Annotated in this window: 7 protein-coding genes; 3 read left to right on the top strand and 4 right to left on the bottom strand. The window is 43.7% G+C overall.

The genetic code is table 11. From position 1 onward, the window contains the following. Positions 1 to 79: 79 nt before the first annotated feature. From A1QO_RS03260 to A1QO_RS03250, 3 genes are all read right to left on the bottom strand, one after another. Positions 80 to 1036 (bottom strand): hypothetical protein, encoded by a 957-nt coding sequence (locus tag A1QO_RS03260; RefSeq protein WP_017040860.1) that lies wholly within the window; start codon positions 1034 to 1036, stop codon positions 80 to 82. Between the two features lie 349 nt (positions 1037 to 1385). After that, positions 1386 to 2321, bottom strand: coding sequence for an aminoimidazole riboside kinase (locus tag A1QO_RS03255; protein ID WP_017041061.1), 936 nt, complete (start codon positions 2319 to 2321; stop codon positions 1386 to 1388). Positions 2322 to 2451: 130 nt separating this feature from the next. Beyond that, positions 2452 to 3897 carry a sucrose-specific PTS transporter subunit IIBC gene (locus A1QO_RS03250; RefSeq protein ID WP_017034555.1) on the bottom strand — a complete coding sequence of 482 codons (1446 nt, stop codon included), beginning with the start codon at positions 3895 to 3897 and terminating at the stop codon, positions 2452 to 2454. Between the two features lie 210 nt (positions 3898 to 4107). Here A1QO_RS03250 and A1QO_RS03245 point away from each other — a divergent pair, with 210 nt between their 5' ends. Both A1QO_RS03245 and A1QO_RS03240 read left to right on the top strand, forming a co-directional pair. After that, positions 4108 to 5094, top strand: a complete 987-nt coding sequence (locus A1QO_RS03245) for a LacI family DNA-binding transcriptional regulator (protein ID WP_017041060.1) — start codon at positions 4108 to 4110, stop codon at positions 5092 to 5094. Positions 5095 to 5266: 172 nt separating this feature from the next. Next, the gene (locus tag A1QO_RS03240) at positions 5267 to 6895 is read left to right on the top strand and encodes a glycoside hydrolase family 32 protein (protein ID WP_017040857.1); all 1629 of its coding nucleotides are present in this window, start codon (positions 5267 to 5269) and stop codon (positions 6893 to 6895) included. Positions 6896 to 7079: 184 nt separating this feature from the next. Here the strand turns inward: A1QO_RS03240 and A1QO_RS03235 are convergent, their stop codons facing one another. Continuing rightward, positions 7080 to 7988, bottom strand: coding sequence for a dienelactone hydrolase family protein (locus A1QO_RS03235; protein WP_017040856.1), 909 nt, complete (start codon positions 7986 to 7988; stop codon positions 7080 to 7082). 507 nt (positions 7989 to 8495) lie between these two features. Between A1QO_RS03235 and A1QO_RS03230 the strand changes: the two genes are divergently transcribed. After that, positions 8496 to 17732: LEPR-XLL domain-containing protein (locus A1QO_RS03230; RefSeq protein WP_038131486.1), on the top strand; the 9237-nt coding region annotated here is incomplete at its 3' end.

Raw genomic sequence — 17732 nt, 5'->3', positions numbered from 1 at the left:
TTTTAAGCAATTTGGTTTAGAAGCTTATTTTAGAAGCTTTAGTTTTGAAGCTTTAGTTTAGAAGCTTTAGTGAGTTCTCTTATCTATCCCAGTGGTGCTGATTAGGATCATTGTTGGCAATCCATTCAGAGTCTTCGCGGGCTTTTAGGTATAACTGCAACCCATTGTACGATGCAAACGCCGTGACACCGCCTAAATGCTCAAAATCATCAAAGAACGCGTCTTCTTGTTCACACAAATCAGAAAGGTTATCTATACCGTTTTCAATGGCCCATCTTATCGCAAACGTAGGAGCGATGGTGCCTGACACAGAAACCTCTTCCATTGAGTCTTGCTCTTGATGCTCTAAAGTCTCCACTTCGTGTTTTTCTGCTTCCTGCTGGTAAATCTCATCAATGATCTGGGTGCGTTGAGAATGGGAAGGGCGTCTATTTAACTTGGCTATTTGGAGCGCGTAGTCAAATCGTTCAGGCGTCAGTATTTGAACAAGTTCAGTGATCAGCTCTTTGTCGATTCCTGTCGCTTCCACGAAATAGTCGATGCATGCACTGAGAGAGGAATAGTGAGTGCCATTAAACTCGAAATAGCTTGTATCGTCATCACAATCGATTGGAAGTTCGTCAACGCAGACTGGCCACCCTTGGAAAGAGACCCGCTGTTTGGCGATGTTATACATTTCCCAGGCACTTCGGCCAAAACCACCTAATATCGCCCCTGAGAAATCGCTATCAATGAGCTCTTGTTCCGTCCAGTTTTCCCCAATCCCCAAATGCTTAGTGTACTTCGAGATAAGCGCTTGTTTGATATGAGCACGTAATGCCCAAATTGAGGTTAAATGGTTAGGATAGCGAATAGAATGACATTCACTGCACGCTGGTATTGCCAGTAAAGGGTGGGTTACATATTGACGAGATCGCGCGTTGCTAGGGAAATTTAGGCAATCAGAAGAGGGCTCACCACAAAACCAGCAGGTGTAACGCAGGTTGAAGGGAATATCGATGGTAGAATACGAATTAAGTGGTGGTTCAATTGGCATATTTTTGAGCTACGGTTTTGGCGGGCTAGGGCAAAATGAATCAGTCTACCTAGACAACCAATAAGTGAGATTTTGTAAAAGGGGATAGTATCAGTAAGTTGAGCATGCCTCCAAGTGCGCAAATCGATCTTGCTAATAATTAATATATGATTGTTTAAACTAGAGGAGACGGAAAACGGTCGCCCAAGAAGAGGGAGATGCACTGTCGACTGTTTAACCTGGTGACGATTCGTGTTTTATCACCAGGTATCAGTGAGAGGTTTCAATCTTTAAACTTAGACTCTAATCTCAAGCTCCACATTTCGGTACAAAAGCAGAGGCTCTAATATTCTCTAGTGCCTAGGGCATGTTACAGTGATGGAGACTTTAGGTATTCATGCAATTGCGTTTCAGTTGGTAGGGCCGTCATTGCACCTTTCGCAGTTGTTGCTAAGGCTCCACATGCATTGGCTTGAGTAATGATAGTGACTAAGTTATCCCATTGTTGCCAATCTTCTGTTGATGAAAGCCCAGCCAACAAACCGCCAACAAACGCATCTCCTGCGCCGGTGGTATCTATTGGAACCAAAGGTTGACCTTTAACCCATTGCCGAGTGTTGTCCGAAATGATGATTGCGCCGTCTTTTCCTTGGGTAATGATGGTCAAAGGGATGGTGTAATGATGTTTTAGCCAGTCAATGGCTGATTCGGTATCGCTCTTTTCGGTTAAATAGAACAGCTCGTCATCTGAAAATTTAGCAACATCTGCCAAAGCGATTGCATCTAAAACGACCGGTTTCATTTCATGTCGGTTCGTCCATACATCGTCACGCAAATTGGGGTCGAATGAAACATAACCGCCTGCGGATTTTATCGCTTTCATGGCATTTAAGGTGGTTGAACGTGATGGTTCATTAGCCAGTGCAATAGAGCAAACATGAAGCCACTCCCCGCGATTGAAGGAAGGGATGTCAGAGGGCTCTAAAAATTGGTCTGCACTGGGAAGAACCATGAAGGTAAAACTGCGTTCTCCATCATCATCGAGATCGACGAGCACGGTCGACGTTCGATGTTTTTCATCAAGTAACATGCTTTGGGTATCCACTCTTTCATTGGTCAATACCTGTTTCATGAATTTACCTAGTGGATCACAACCCACGCGACCAATGAAAGCAGCGTTTCCCCCGAGTCGAGCAATACCCACCGCAACATTCGCAGGGGCCCCACCAGGGCATTTTAAATAGGTATTATCTCCATCTGGAATGAGATCAACAACGGCGTCTCCAGTGACCCATACTTTAGCCATGTTCTTTACCTTTTAGTGTATTTCTAATTTTCAAGTGAAGTGCCAAGTGCAAAAGCCCTACTCGTTACTGTGTGAAGCTTGGCTGCAACACAGAGTCTTTAAGTAGGGCAGTTAGCCGATAGATAATCGATTAAGCGGTTTTTGCTGCCAATCTATTTTGTTTAGCGTGATAGCGCTTACCAAGTAAAATCGTGATAGAGAATGCAACGGCAAACGATATCGCCATACCAACAACATAGACGCCGACTTTATCTGGAGTAATCGAGATAATGCCCGGAAGTCCAGCAGCGCCAAGTGCTTGCGCTTTTACTTTGAAAAGGCTAATAAATGCACTCGCTACGGCAGCTCCGACAATGGCCGCGATAAACGGGTAACGCAATTTTAAGTTGACGCCAAACATTGCTGGCTCGGTAATACCAAGTAAAGCGGTCACGCCAGAGGGCATTGCAACGCCTTTCATTTTGCTGTCTTTTGTTGTCAGACCCACCGCGAGCGCTGAGGCGCCTTGGGCAACATTTGACATTGCAGCGATAGGGAATATAAAACTGCCTCCTGTTACGATGATGTTCGTCAACAGCTGGGTTTCAATCGCAATGAAGCTATGGTGCATTCCTGTGATAACAAAGGGTGCGTAAATAAACCCGAATAACGCGCCGCCAACAAAGCCTGCTGAGTCATATAACCAAGTCAGCCCGTCACCTAATAGGAAACCTAAATCACGTGTAAATGGCCCAACGAGCGTAAAGGTAATCACGCCGGTAATGAAAATCGCCAGCATTGGGGTTAATAAATTATCCAATACGGATGGGATGACTTTACGTAAATTTTGCTCTACTTTTGCCAATATGAAGGCGGAAACTAATACGGGTAATACCGACCCTTGATAACCTACTTTTTGAATTTCAAATCCTAGAATATTCCAAGTAGGAATGTCACCAGTTATCGATGCACCGCCGAATCCCCAGCCGTTTAATAAGTCAGGGTGAACCATCAACATACCGAGGGCTGCGCCTAGATACGGGTTACCACCAAATTGTTTCGATGCTGAAAACGCTAATAAAACGGGAAGGTACACAAAAGGGGCGTTTGCAAAGGTATTAATCATGGCAGCAAGGTCGGCTAAACCAGGATTAGCATCAATAATAGATTGTCCTTCAATGAACAAGCCATTTGCGGTTAAAAGATTAAATACCCCCATTAAAAGTCCGCCAGCGACAATAGCTGGGATAATCGGGACAAAAATATCAGAAAGCCCCTTTACTGCGCGTTGAACAATATTTTGCTTATCAGCACCTGCAGAGGCGACATCCTTCGTCGACATTTCGGTGATGTTTGTTAGTTTTGCCATCTCAGCATAGACTTGGTTAACGATGCCTGAACCAAAAATAATCTGGTACTGACCGGCAACTTTAAATTGCCCTTTGACTCCCTCTAATGCGTCGATTTTCTTTTCATCAATCAGTGAATCATCTTTCAGTGCTAAACGCAGGCGAGTAGCACAATGCGCAAGAGCTTGTATATTTTCTTTACCACCTAAGGCGGAAAGCAATGTTGTAGCAACAGCGGGGTAGTTCATATCCTGCTCCAGTTTGTAGGGTTTAATTTTTTTTGGGAACGTTTGCAATTTAAATATTGAGATAATTCGATAAATAGTCAAAACATTAAGACCAATAGTGTGAAAAAGATCATGTTAATTCTAATATGATCGTTTTTTATGAGAGTGTTATCGGTGATATGCTCTTTCTATGACAATTTTTTCGCAAACCATCCCAATAAAGGAACGAGAATGGCTAGCTTGCATGATGTAGCAAAACTCGCAGGCGTCTCTAAATCGACGGTTTCCAGAGTTATTAATAATGAGTACGGTGTTAAGAAATCCACAAAAATTAAAGTAGAAAAAGCGGTACAGGAGTGTGGTTATGTCGTTAACCAGGTAGCGAAAGATCTAAAGTCGCAAAAAACAAACCTGGTCGGAGTTATCGTGCCTCGTATGGCTTCAAATGCCACAGCACAAGGGGTTGACGGACTGAGCGCTGTTTTTGAACGCAGTAATAAACATGTGTTGTTAGCTAATAGCCAGCGAGAGCATCGAAAAGAAGTCGAGTTTATTCACCTGTTTAACCAGAAACGAGTGGAAGGTATTTTGCTGTATGCGACTCACTTGGATGACGATATTGTCAATGCGATTACTCAATCGCGAGCCCCCGTGGTCTTAGTGGGACAAGATGGTTCGTTGCATAATATCCCCAGCGTTATTCATGATGATTTGAGAGTGGGCTTTGAAGCTGGGACTCGGCTAATTAAAGCGGGTTGCCAGCATGTCGGGTTTATTGGTGTAGACAATAATGATATTGCTGTTGATGGCTTACGTTCTCAAGGGTTAGCTCAAGCGTTAGAGCGAGATGGTAAGTCTGTAGAGTGCCATTATCATGGCGACTTTTCCATCGAGTCTGGTTATCTGCAGATGTGCCGTATGTTAAATGAACATTCTACTGTTGATGGCGTTTTTGCGGCGACCGATCGCATGGCTTTGGGCGCGATTAAAGCAATTCAAGAGTACAATAAAACGGTGGGTAAAGAGATTAAAATATTAGGTGTGGGTAATGATGAACTGGCAAAAATAGCCGTTCCTGGGCTGTCGACATTCAATTATACTTTTGATTATGCAGGAGAAAGTGCAGCCAGCCTCTTGCTGGAGTTGATCGAAGGAAAGAAGAATGTCATGAGCAAGTTGGTATTAGGGTTTCAATTCGTAGAGCGTGAAACTTGCTAGTGATCGTTTGTAATACGCATGGCGATTAGCCCTCTCAATTTGAGGGCTTTTTTGTCGTTTCAATGTCTGACCACCTCAATATTTTGTCCAATATAGCGAGTTTCATTTGTCATTTTTATTTTGATGGATTACGATTGCAAACGTTCCCAATAAAAATCAAAGCGAGATGACGATGTTAGAGCCAATCTTAAAATGTTGCGGTGGTACAAGAAACCTTAATCGTGTGCTAGTGGATGGCGAAAAACTTGTTTTTGAAATCAACAATAAAAATTGGTTGGAACTGGATGGGTTAGAATTGTCATGCAGTGATGTTTTGGGTAAAACGCAGGTGTCGTATGGTTTGCCAACAAGGTTGTCATCTAAAGCTTTACTGAGCATTGGTGAAGACATTCGAAAAAATCAATTGCGCTTATTGAGCGATGTTCAAAAACCGATCCCATGTACCCATCGCCCAGATTGGCACATCTCACCTCCGCAAGGGTTGCTGAATGATCCCAATGGCTTCATTTATCATCAAGGTCAGTATCACCTTTTTTACCAGTGGTCGCCTTTTACTTGCACACACAAAGACAAGTACTGGGCACATCTCACAAGCACCGATTTAATTAACTGGGTTTGGCAACCTGTAGCATTGACCCCTTCTGATTGGTTTGACTCACATGGTGTATTTTCAGGGCATGCGCTCGCTGTTGGAGATGAGTTATGGCTTTATTACACAGGAAACACTCGCATTGGTTCTGAGCGCATTAGGCAAACGACTCAATGCTTGGCCATTTCAACTGACGGCATTCATTTCAATAAGCAGGGTCCAGTGATAGACAAGACTGCTCCGAATGTGACAGAGCATATGAGAGATCCAAAAGTGCTTCGTGACCAAGAGCAAGATCAATGGCTCATGTTGCTGGGTGCTCAGCGCCAAGATAGGCTGGGTAGGTTAGCCGCTTATACCTCAACAGACTTACGTAACTGGCAATTTGATCGGTTGTATGGCGATGAGTTAGGTGATTTTGGGTACATGTGGGAATGCCCTGACATGTTTGAACTTGGCGGTCAGTCATGGGTGATCATTGGCCCCCAAGGCATTGAATCCGAGAGCGAATATCACAATGCTCCTCATCATAACCGAATAGCCAAAACCAGCAATCAGAGTACAAAAGGCTTTTTTCTGGACGAAGCTCAAGCGTTAGACCATGGCTTCGATTTTTATGCCCCACAGACACTACTGACACCAGATGGACGTCGTATCCTATGTGGTTGGATGGGGTTGCCCGATGAAGTCGATCAACCAAGTGAAGGGTGGGTACATCAATTGACTGCGTTAAGACAGCTAACGTTTGAAAATGGACGCTTAAGACAATGGCCAATTGCAGAGCTGAGCAAGCTACACGGGGAGGAACAGCGACTAGAACTCAGTCAAAACGGACTGAATATAGGGACTAAGTCTTTTGATTTATCGTTGACCATGTCATGGGGGCAAACTTTGCATCTCTTCGAGAACTGTACCCAGCACTTAAAAATTGAACTAGATGAGAGCAGTCGTCGACTTTGCCTGGATAGAACTCGAACCTTGATAAAGGAAGGTGACGTTATTCGAGAGTTACCTTTGTCGAGTGAGAAGGTTTCATTGCGCATTCTGGCGGATAACTCATCGATAGAGATCTTTGTGAATGAGGGAGAACAGGTATTATCTTCACGAGTTTTTACGGGTGTCGATGCTACCCAGATATCCCTTCATGGTGGCGCTACAATGGCAATATTCAATTCAATTGCTCAATCAGCTGCGCCATTTGAAAAGGATTAGGGGAAATAGGGGGATAACGGTTCTTCGATTGCCAGACTAGTAGATCGGTAGCTAGATGAGTTGTGCTTTCATAAAAACACCAGCACAACTCATACTCTACTAGGTCACCAAATTCTTGGTAAGTCAGCTTTAAGCAAACAGCTTAGTCTACATAAACCAAACAGCTTAGTCTGCATAACTCCAGTTACGTTAAATGTTCACCAAAGAACGCAATGGTGCGTTCCCATGCTAACTCGGCTTCGGTTTCTGCGTAGCGGCCGGTTGAATCATTATGGAACCCGTGATTGACGCCTTCATAGATATAGGCGGTATAGTCGGCTTTTATCTCTTTCAATTCGGCCTCGTAGTCTGGCCAGGTAGCATTTACTCGCTTGTCTAAGCCTGCAAACTGTATCAGCAGTGGGCCTTTCACGTTCTTTCTCAGTTCCGGTGCAGCAGGGGTGCCATAGAAGGGAACACCTGCATCGAGCTGTTCGGGCATCACTGCAGCCAGCATGTTGATAATATACCCACCAAAGCAGAAGCCGACGGCACCTAACTTACCGCTACTCAGTTCATGTGATTTGATAAAACTCGCCGCCGCGATAAAGTCTTCCTCGATTTTGGTTTTATCCATGCTCTTTTGCATAGCACGACCTTCGTCGTCATTTCCTGGGTATCCACCCAACGGGTAAAGCGCATCGGGTGCAAACGCAATAAAGCCCTTCGCTGCGAGCCTTCTAGCCACATCTTTAATGTACGGGTTTAGCCCGCGGTTTTCATGCACAACGAGCACCACCGGAGCCTTACCTTTTAGTTCTCTTGGCACGACAAGGTAACCTTGTCCTTCACCACTTCCTTTAGGTGAAGGAAACGTTTCATAAGTGGCTTTAATAGATGGGTCGTTAAACGAAACCTGCTCTGCCAATGCGTAATTTGGTATTAAAGCCGAGGTTAACGTGGTCATCGCAAACCCGAGGGCTAACAAGCCAGACAGGCGAGTCATGAACTCCCTGCGGTTGATAAGCCCATGCGCATATTCGTCATACCAATCAAATGCTTCTTGTGGAATGGCTCTGCTATGGTCTTGCTGATCTCTATTCTCTTGAATCATTTTTCTTCCTTGTTGATGTTGGCTGATAAGACAGAAGTCACTATCCGCTTGGTATTTAAACCGTTTGGTATTCAAAGCTTAGTCAGGTTGAAGTGATAAACGCAATTATTTACATTCATTTACAAATAAAGAGGGGGATGAGGAAGTATCCGAAACCGTGAATTTTAGGGGAAGGTGAGTACATAAACTTAGTAAGAAGGAAACGAATCAGGAGAGTATTACTCTGTTTATCGAGCTGAGTTGGATATAAAACGGCAGATTAAAGTGTAGGAAATTAGGTCTACTACTTTTTGTTAGTAGCATCACCCTTTGGTTGTATAACGACCATTAATTACTTGTTTGACATATTCCTTAACATAATTCGAGTATTTAGTAACAAAATTATGCATTTATATGCCTTATGTTTTGACATTGGTTCATAAAAAGTTTGTAATCGCACGTCATGATTTTTATCTCAAATTATCATTTTCTTAACAAAGCCCTTCGGTTAATAAGGATTTTAAGCCAATGGTTGGTCTAGGCATTCAAAACATTTTCCACTTAAACAAAATGGGTAGTTCAGTTCGTGCGATTCTAAGCAGTAAGCAAAGACGAATGAACAAAAAGCAAAAAATTGAGAAAAATACCGCCACTAAGAAGACCATTGTTTTTGAAGCCATGGAGCCTAGGCTGCTGCTTTCTGCTGACACATTAACCACCGCAGATATTAATGCGCTTCATGAGAGCTTGCGAGATCAGTTAGACCAATTTGATGCGTTTTTAGAGCAAATCGAAGGCTTGGAAGCGGTGAATAGTGGTTCTATTCAGCTTCCGTTTATTGATCAAGACAGCGACGGTTTCTTTGGTCAACTTGGCAATGTTCTCGATTACAGCAGTATTGTTAGTGACACACTTGTTGAAAAACTGAAAAATGATTTTGAAGCCCAAGAAATCACTCCTGGCGCCAAATATACTGAGTTCCTCAATGACGTTTTTTCTAGTGCTGATGGTGAAACCACACGAACATCGAACATCACTCTTAATAAGGTCGATGGCTTAATTTCGGTCAACTTTGATTTTTCCCTAGTCGATAATGATGATTTTCAGCTTGATTTAAGTAGTTTAGGAGAAGGTATTAAGCTCACTCATGCTCAAGACGTTAACCTGAGTATTGACCATACGATTAGTTTTGATTTTGTTTTAAATACTCAAAATAGTATGAATCATTTCGATGATTTAAGTGTGAACTCGGATATTGGAGTGAGTGCGGAGCTAACGGGCGCATTAATCAAGTTAGGGCTGTTCGATTTCAAAATTGGCGAAGGCGTTCTGAATGAAGATGGCGATAAAGAGCTAGATTACACATTAACTGTTTCCGTCGGGTTAGACGATCCCGCCCAAGAATTGGTGTTTAACCCTGAGTCGCCCCTTTCAGCACAGGAGTTAATAAAAGCGGATTTCGGCTATGCTGAAAATCAGCAGATTGTTGATTTAAAACTCTCTCTAGATAATGACCAACTTGTGAATGGTTTAGCTCTCCCTGATGAGGCGTCAATCACGGTCACCACTGCGGAAACAAACGAGTTAAGTGATGCTGCCATTGTGATGAATGAGCAGTTATCTGACCTCACACTTTTTGATGCGAATACTCTCTATATCGCATTGGAAAGTTTGGTAGAGCGTATCGACACGATTTTTGACCACGATGCATTTGACCTGGATATTCCATTCTTATCCGATCTTGAGCTGTCGGAGCTATTTTCCTTAAGAGAGTCACTACAGACGAACTTACTGGATGCCTTTGTGCCAGTCTTGGATTTGATTGGCTTTGAGGGGGAGAGTTCCAACGAGTACACATCCACGAACACCGAACTTCTTGGCGCAGAGATACAGGCTGATGGCAGTGGAACATTGCTACAAGCTATTTCAAGTAACTTCAGTTTCGTTATTACGTTGAGTGATGGAACTCGGGAATTGATCGAATGGTACCCGACAGAAGAAGCTCCTGAAATCACAACGATTGATGCTTTAGTTGCGGCACTGCATACCTCTATTCAAAAAAATACTAATTTAAAAGATCGGTTGTCGGTGACTAAAGATAATAACCGCCTAAAATTCACCGATTCAAGTCAAAAAGTCGATGACGAGAAAGTAATAAAAATATCTGATCCTCAACGTCATCTCGCTGTCGATTCTATTGATGATGTGGTTGTCGCGTTTGCAAAAGCTCTAGGCAATGATGTGGCCAACGCTTCTGGTGAAGACATTAAAGCTTGGGCTGAGAGCCTAAACCTGCGTTTTGAAGACAATGCACTCAAGTTTGATTTGAGTTTTTCTCTGCCGAAAGTGTCGGTGGAACAAGATTTCAGTGATGGTTTATCACTTGGTGATTTCACCGGTATTTCTTCAGATGGCACGATCAATATTGAAACCAATGCCGTGTTTGATATGACGCTTGGTTTGGATGTAAACCCAATTGGTGAAGGCGCGGGAGATCTTTTCAACACCGCACTCAAAGACCTGAAAATTTGGAGCGAAGGGATCGAAGCGAGTGGCGATGGCGCTGAACTAACTTTTGTTTCCCCATCCGGCGCGTTAATAGAAGTTCAGGTTTCTGGCGACGACACGATTCAAGATGTCATCAGTAATATTAATATAGCGGCTGATGGTGCTTTCTCAGCCTCGTATGATCCAGAGCTACAGAAAATTGTTATCAGCCAGATTACAAATTCGCTCGATCCCGTCGTTTCTGACGGCCCTATATCTTCAAAACCTGGTACATTTGGGGATGAATACCAATCGGTAGTCAATCTGAAAATCGGTGAAGATGGCTCGCTACAAGCCACTCAAATGGCGGACAGTTGGTCTTCAAGTAGTGCCTCCACGTTTATGCTGCGTATTGGCAGTTTAACACCAGTAGCAATAGCCATAGATGCAAAAGCTGACCGTGATCTCAACGGCTTTATTGACGCATTTAACCAGGCCCTAGATAGCCTTAACCTAGACATCAGTGACCTTGGTCTAGAACAATCAGATCTAAGCGGGTCAGTCAATGCAACGAGTATTCATTGGGGAGACGTTATTTCCGTCTCTAGAGATGCCGACTCAAACGAATTTCGCGTGGTATTTACACCGGATAGTATTTTAAAAGTTGAGAGTGAGAAAGACTCTGCGGGTAACTTACTGAGAGTGTTTACCTCATCTTCGGCTAAAGCTTTTGGTTTGTCTTCAATGACGCTGGGTAATGCAGAGTTTTCTGCGTTGCTCAATGGTGATTCCCTAGTCGCTCAAGTGCTAGGGCTTAATGGTTCCGCAGATGCCAAAGGCAAAATATACAGCGGTGAGTTGCATGGCCAAGATCTTGGTGACCGTGTTTTCTTAGAAGACACGGGCTTTTCTGCTGTTGTGACTGCTGAGCTAAATGATGTCGATATTCAAGCTAATATCGGAATGCTTGGCGTTGAAGCAGATCTTAACGGTTACTTGTCTTTAGGTTCTAGTATCGTGCTGGCCGATGATGACAATCGAGTTAACCTCAACCAGTTGTTAGAGGCGAGCAACCAAGGAACGTCAGAGTCTTTGGTTTCGGTTGATTTCTTCAGCGGCAAAGAAGGCGGCTTACTTGGCGACGTGGTTATTGATAACGTAGTTGCAGTAGGAGATGTTGAGGTTGCTCTGGGGAAGTTAGGGATAAATGCTTCGATTGAACTGCCTCAATGGGAAGATGGGCAATTATCAAATCCAATCGTTAACTACGATTTCCAAGGGCTAGATAGTATCGGTTCACTTTCATCCATGAGCTATAGCGATATGGTTGAAGGGCTGCAAACCATACTTGCTACGTTGGATAGTTTGCTGGGGGCGGGTCTATACGATACCGCACTGCCACTGATTGATCTTAGCCTGAAAGATGTCTTAGATATTACGGGAGATTTAGCCGAGAAAGTCGACCAAGTGAAAGAGAATCCAGATATGGCTCTGGATCTTGTCGAGGCTGAAATTGAAAAGCTACTCTCGATCCCTTCAGACGCTTTTGATATTCGTTATGCCGCAGACTATCAAGGGTCTGGCCCCGTAATTCTACTTGATCTTGACTATGAGCTAGCGGGTTTCAATCAATCCGTTGCGCTAAACGTAGACTTACAGGAACTGCTGAAAGGCGTGGATGATCCTGATGTACGTAAACTATTGGAAGGTGTTGGCAGTTTAGTTGGAATTGGCGCAGATGGCGCGTTGGATTTAACACTCACGAGCAGTTTGACGGCGTTAATGGGTATTAAGCTGACTTCGTCGACCACGCCTGCGAACGGCAATACGTTGCTGAGTGAGCTGAATGATGGACAAGGCTTGCCAACCGATAAAACGGAGCAAGCGGATCTTAAATTTACGCTCAAAAGTGGTGAGCAATTAAGTTTAGATCTCGATTCTCTTAATGTGTCGACAGCGACACTCGATGTTTTGATTGAGGCGATTAATGACCTATCCGATGATTTAGTTGCGAGTTTAGAGAATGGGCAAATTACTCTTACGGATAACAGTGTTGCACCGCAGGTCATTGACGGGCTCGACGCACTTGGCGAAACGCCTCAGGATATTACACTACCGAGCACCTTCAATTTCGATAATCTTCCCAACAGTTTTGACCCAGCAGATGCGATTCAATTCTCTATTAGCGTAGACGGCCAACGTATTGAATTGCAGCTAGCCGCAGATCCAGAACGCAGTCTGTCGCAATGGGTTGAAGATGTGAATCGCGAACTGAATAAAGGGCTATTTAACTACTCTGACGGTACTCAAGGCTCTTCAAACAATGCACACATAATGTGGAGCCAGTTGCTAGAGTTTAGCTTAAGTGACAATGGTGAATTATCACTATCGACTGACGTACAAACTTGGAACAAGTTAGCGTTAGTCAATGGTGCCACTATGAGTATAGCGGACATACAAGCTGAAGAGCCTGCGTTGCTCATTGAGGGAGTGTCAAACACAGATATTCTTCATGCGTTGGGCTTAGTACAGTTAGAAGCCAGCGGTAATCAGTGGAGTTCAGAAACCTTAACCGTTGAAAGTACGGGGGATCAGTTCTTCTTAGATACTGCTGAAACAGGATTAAAGATCAATGCAGAGCTGAATGGCACCGATCTTGACTTTAAAACGTATCTCAGCGCGCTCGAAATCGAAGTCAGAGACGGCACTGCCGTGATATCTGGAGATGATGCTGAAGGTGATAAAGCAAATAGTGAAGATTTCAGCGTCGTTGCTGGCGATGGTAACGATCTAGAGTTCAAGTTTGGTATTACTGACGATAAACCGGATACTGAAGGTGATGAAGATTCGCTGCTCTTTTTTAGTGAGTTTAGTGAAGTCGACACGACCTTTGTCGACACTTCAATCAGTGGTGGAGCGCAAGCCATATTGCCAGTGTATGTTGCCGGAGTGAAAGTAGGTGATGTTGTCATTAATATCAGCGATATTGTTGATGATAACGGAGAGCGTGAAGTTGATATCCAAACGCCTGATTTTGCCTCTATGTTTGCGGAGCTCAATTACCTCAATAACCCTGAAATACTCATCAGCGGTTTAGATACATTTTTTGCATCCCTAGATAAAATTCTAACTGACAGTGTGTTTGGTTTTGAGATCCCGGTTATTGGTAGTGCGTTAGAAGGGGCAGGGGATTTTGTCTCCAACCTGCGTAACGCCATTGTCCCTGCATTATGGCAAGAGTTAGAAGAATTTAAACTCAACTATCCTGGTATACCGCCAACCACTTCAACGCTTATTGCAAGCGTGTTGCAGGAACAATTTGATGAGTTAGGATGGAACGCAACGGTAACGGGTAATGATAATGTAGAATCAAAATCAGTCGACTTTACGATTGATTTTGATTACGAGTTGTTTAATACCGATATCGATTTAGATGCTGACCTAGGCTTTCCAGGGCTAGGTTTAAGTGTTGAAGATGGCACTATAGGTGTGAGTGCGATTGCCAGCATGGCTTTGGGCTTTGGTTTTAGCATCGAAAATGGCTTCTACCTTCACGATGTTAGAGATGTTAACGGTGTATTAGTCGATCACAATGAGCTTGAGCTTAAAATTGTGGCTGATTTTTCCGATATGCCAGAGCTGTCGGCAAGTTTGGGTATTCTTCAAGCATCGATATCAAACAACAAATCAGCGGATGTTCAAACATCACTGACCGGTACCATCGGTATTGATCTTAACGACGGTAACGACGATGGCATGATGACCTTTGATGAAATGAAGGGTCAGAAACATATGGTTGAGGTACTGGCTCAATTTGAGACTGTGCTTAACCTTATGCTTGATGCAGGATTTGAAGATAACTTACCAGTAAGTTTGCCAGCCATTAGTACCAATTTATTCTTTGACCATACTTATTCAAAAGTCCTCTATGGCGAAAAACATGAAGTAATGACGGTTGAGGCATTTGAACTGCGTGATATTACTTTAGATGTGGGCGAGTTCTTAGAAGGATTCTTAAAACCAATTATCGGCTTTGTCGATGATGCACTTGACCCAATTCGTCCAGTTCTTGATTTTATCAACTCTCCGGTTCCAGGCATATCCGATATTCTGGGTCGAACTTCGCTATTAGATATCGGTAAAATGACGTCTGGAGCAAACCCAAGCTTTGATAGCGCGGTCAAATTTATTGATATGGTTAACAAAGTTAATACGCTCATTGAACTGTTAGAAGACAAAACAGATTTGACGATCAACTTTGGTACTTATGACTTTGGCTCAGATACGGATCCGTTTGCGGGTGGAATGAGCGAACATGAGTTTGATTTAGCCAATCTGACGGGGGGCGATTTTAACGCTAACGATCCATACGGAAGCCTTTCTAAAGAGAATCCGGCTCTAGCTGGTGCTCTTTCAGGCAGTGAATCAAGCAGTTCAGACAGTAAATATGGTCTTTCATTGCCTATATTGACCGATCCTATGATGGCGCTGAGACTTCTTTCTGGTGATACCAGCAACATCGATTTGTTCTTGTGGCACTTTCCATCTTTTGCTCTTTCTTTCGAGAAAACCTTAGGAGCCAAGGTTCCTGGTGTACCCAAGGTCGGGTTGAGTGCTGATGTTGAATTTAGCGTTAATCTCGGTTTTGATTTGGCCTTTGGTTACGATACCAGTGGCTTTACCAAAATGATCGAAAGCGGTAATTCTAAATATATTCTTGATGGTTTTTACATTGCGGATTATGAGAACGGCAGAGAAAAGCCAGAAGCATGGTTTAACGCAACCATTGCATTGGATGCCAACGTCAACCTATTCCTCTTCAAAGCTGGCGTTGAAGGCTACTTAAATGCTGATTTTAGTGCTGATTTAACCGACCCAAATGAAGACGGCAAAATTCGCGCCTCTGAATTTATCCAACTTATCACTGAAACGCCAGAGTACCTCTTTGAAATAGATGGAAAAATATCGGCAGGAATAGATGTTTATTTTGATGTCTACTTTAACTATTTATTTGGTAAAGAAAAAATTGGTGGTGACTCTTGGGCCATTCTTCCTAAACAAACCTTAATCGACTTTAGTCATAATTATGAGCCGAAACTCTCGTTAGGTAATGTTGAAAACGGAAAGCTTACTTTAAACATGGGGGACTATGCGGGCGATCGTACCGTTGGTGAGCTTATCGATGGAAATGAAGAGTTCCGTATCGTTCAATCCGGTAACGATATTCTGGTTTATTCTGAGTTTTATAAAGACGGTGATAAAGCACAACGCTTCTCCAATGTTGACGAAATCGTCATCAAATCAGGTGCTGGTGATGATGTATTGAATTTTGAAGGATTCAATGGCGGCGTCTCTATTGATATTGACACCGGTAGTGGCGATGACAAGGTTTTCTTCAATACGACGAACGCTTTTTCTGCCGCAATGGTCACAAGATCCTCATCGTCAAATGTGACGATTCACGGCGGTATTGGTAATGACCAAATCGTTGTTGGTAATGGTAATTACGTGATTTATGGCGGTGATGGGGATGACACCATCACCATTACTGGAAGTGGAAATAACACGGTTCATGGTGAAGCTGGTGATGATGTTATTTCAACGGGAATCGGAAATGACACCATTCATGGCGGTCGAGGCGACGATAGAATCACCACTTTAGGCGGCACTAACACCTTATATGGTGAATCTGGTGATGACATTATTATTGCCGGTCTTGGGTCTGACACGATTTATGGTGGTATGGGTGATGATCGTATTCTCGCAGATGGCGGCACGATTGATCTTAACTCCATGGTATCGAGCAATAGTTCCGGTGGAACGGACACGATTAGAGGTGGTGATGGTGATGATCTCATTATCGCTGGATCGGGCAAGGACACTGTTTTCGGCGAGCACGGTAACGACACCATTGTTGCTGATCTTGGTGAAATAGGCTTTGGTGCGTCGAATATTACCTTTGCAGAAGCAACGGGTAATGTAGGTGGTGATGACAGCATCGATGGTGGTTTTGGACAAGATATTGTTCTAGGTGGTGCAGGCTCAGATACCATTAAAGGTGGGGATGGGCTTGATGTTTTAATTGGTGACAATGGCTACGTAGATGGCGCAGATGGCGGAAAAACACTGGGTGAGTTTATTGCGCAAGCCAATGAATTCACGGGCAGTGTATCCAATACTAGCGACAACATAATGGGTGGTGCTGGTCGCGATATTATTCTAGGTGGAGCTGGTGCAGATACTCTCAATGGCGGCGAAGGCAGTGATGTCATTTTAGGTGACCATGGTGAAGTGATACGTCAAACGACATTCAGTGCTGCTTATACATCGATCAAATCAGTGCATAGCAACCAGGATGGCGACGATATTATTATTGCCGCTGGTGGCAGTAATACTGTGATTGGCGGGTCCGGTTCGGACACCATCACTGCCTCTCCTCAACAAGGCGTCGTCGGTAATAATATTCTTGTTGGAGATCATGCCAATATTCAACCTGCAGGTACGACCGTCGGTATTAATCCAGCTCCAGATATTGTATCAACATACGTTGATAAGGGCGGAAATGACATCATTAAAGGTGAATCGGCTATCGATATTATTATTGGTGGTGCAGGAAATGATGTACTTGAATCCGGTGCAGGAAATGACCTAATAATTGGTGATGTAGGTTCTGTAACTCGCGATGAGACCTTATATGTTCTTGAAGCCAGTTCACTAAATACATCGATTGCAGGTAATGACAACATCACAGCTTCTGCGGGTAACAATCTTATTATTGGCGGCTTAGGTGAGGATGAGGTTACAACTGGCAACGGTCAAGACGTGGTTATTGGTGATTTAGGTGTGATTACCGGAGCAACTGTTGATCGTAACGGTGTTAAATTTTCTTCGAAAGAATCTTCGTTTGGTGGTGACGACACAATTAATACCGGCAGTGGCTCAGATGTGGTTATCGCCGGGAACGGTGATGATGTTATACAGACTGGATCAGGAACAGATATCGTGCTTGGTGATAACGGTGACGTTATCGGAGAAGCCCAGTTCACTTATGACACAGATTTAGATGCACAGATAGTAGAAAATTGGCACTTTGTTGAGGTGAATTCTGGCGCCGACAGCGATGAAGTTCACGGTGGTAATGACACTATTGATGTTGGTGCTGATAACGATATTGTCATCGCCGGGACGGGTGATGATGAAATCATCGGCGGTGCAGGTCACGACGTCTTACTGGGTGACCTAGGTATCGTGGTCCCAGCCAACGGACAAACCGCCGAT

Source organism: Vibrio genomosp. F10 str. ZF-129, from assembly GCF_000287055.2.
Taxonomy (GTDB): domain Bacteria; phylum Pseudomonadota; class Gammaproteobacteria; order Enterobacterales; family Vibrionaceae; genus Vibrio.
The sequence above is the reverse complement of the archived record's forward strand: the minus strand, read 5'-3'. Positions and strand labels throughout refer to the sequence as shown.

What these genes read in the sequence shown, in the direction of transcription:
- A1QO_RS03260 (WP_017040860.1), bottom strand. Translation starts at nt 1,036, where the DNA reads ATGCCAATTGAACCACCACTTAATTCGTATTCTACCATCGATATTCCC.
- A1QO_RS03255 (WP_017041061.1), bottom strand. Translation starts at nt 2,321, where the DNA reads ATGGCTAAAGTATGGGTCACTGGAGACGCCGTTGTTGATCTCATTCCA.
- A1QO_RS03250 (WP_017034555.1), bottom strand. Translation starts at nt 3,897, where the DNA reads ATGAACTACCCCGCTGTTGCTACAACATTGCTTTCCGCCTTAGGTGGT.
- A1QO_RS03245 (WP_017041060.1), top strand. Translation starts at nt 4,108, where the DNA reads ATGGCTAGCTTGCATGATGTAGCAAAACTCGCAGGCGTCTCTAAATCG.
- A1QO_RS03240 (WP_017040857.1), top strand. Translation starts at nt 5,267, where the DNA reads ATGTTAGAGCCAATCTTAAAATGTTGCGGTGGTACAAGAAACCTTAAT.
- A1QO_RS03235 (WP_017040856.1), bottom strand. Translation starts at nt 7,988, where the DNA reads ATGATTCAAGAGAATAGAGATCAGCAAGACCATAGCAGAGCCATTCCA.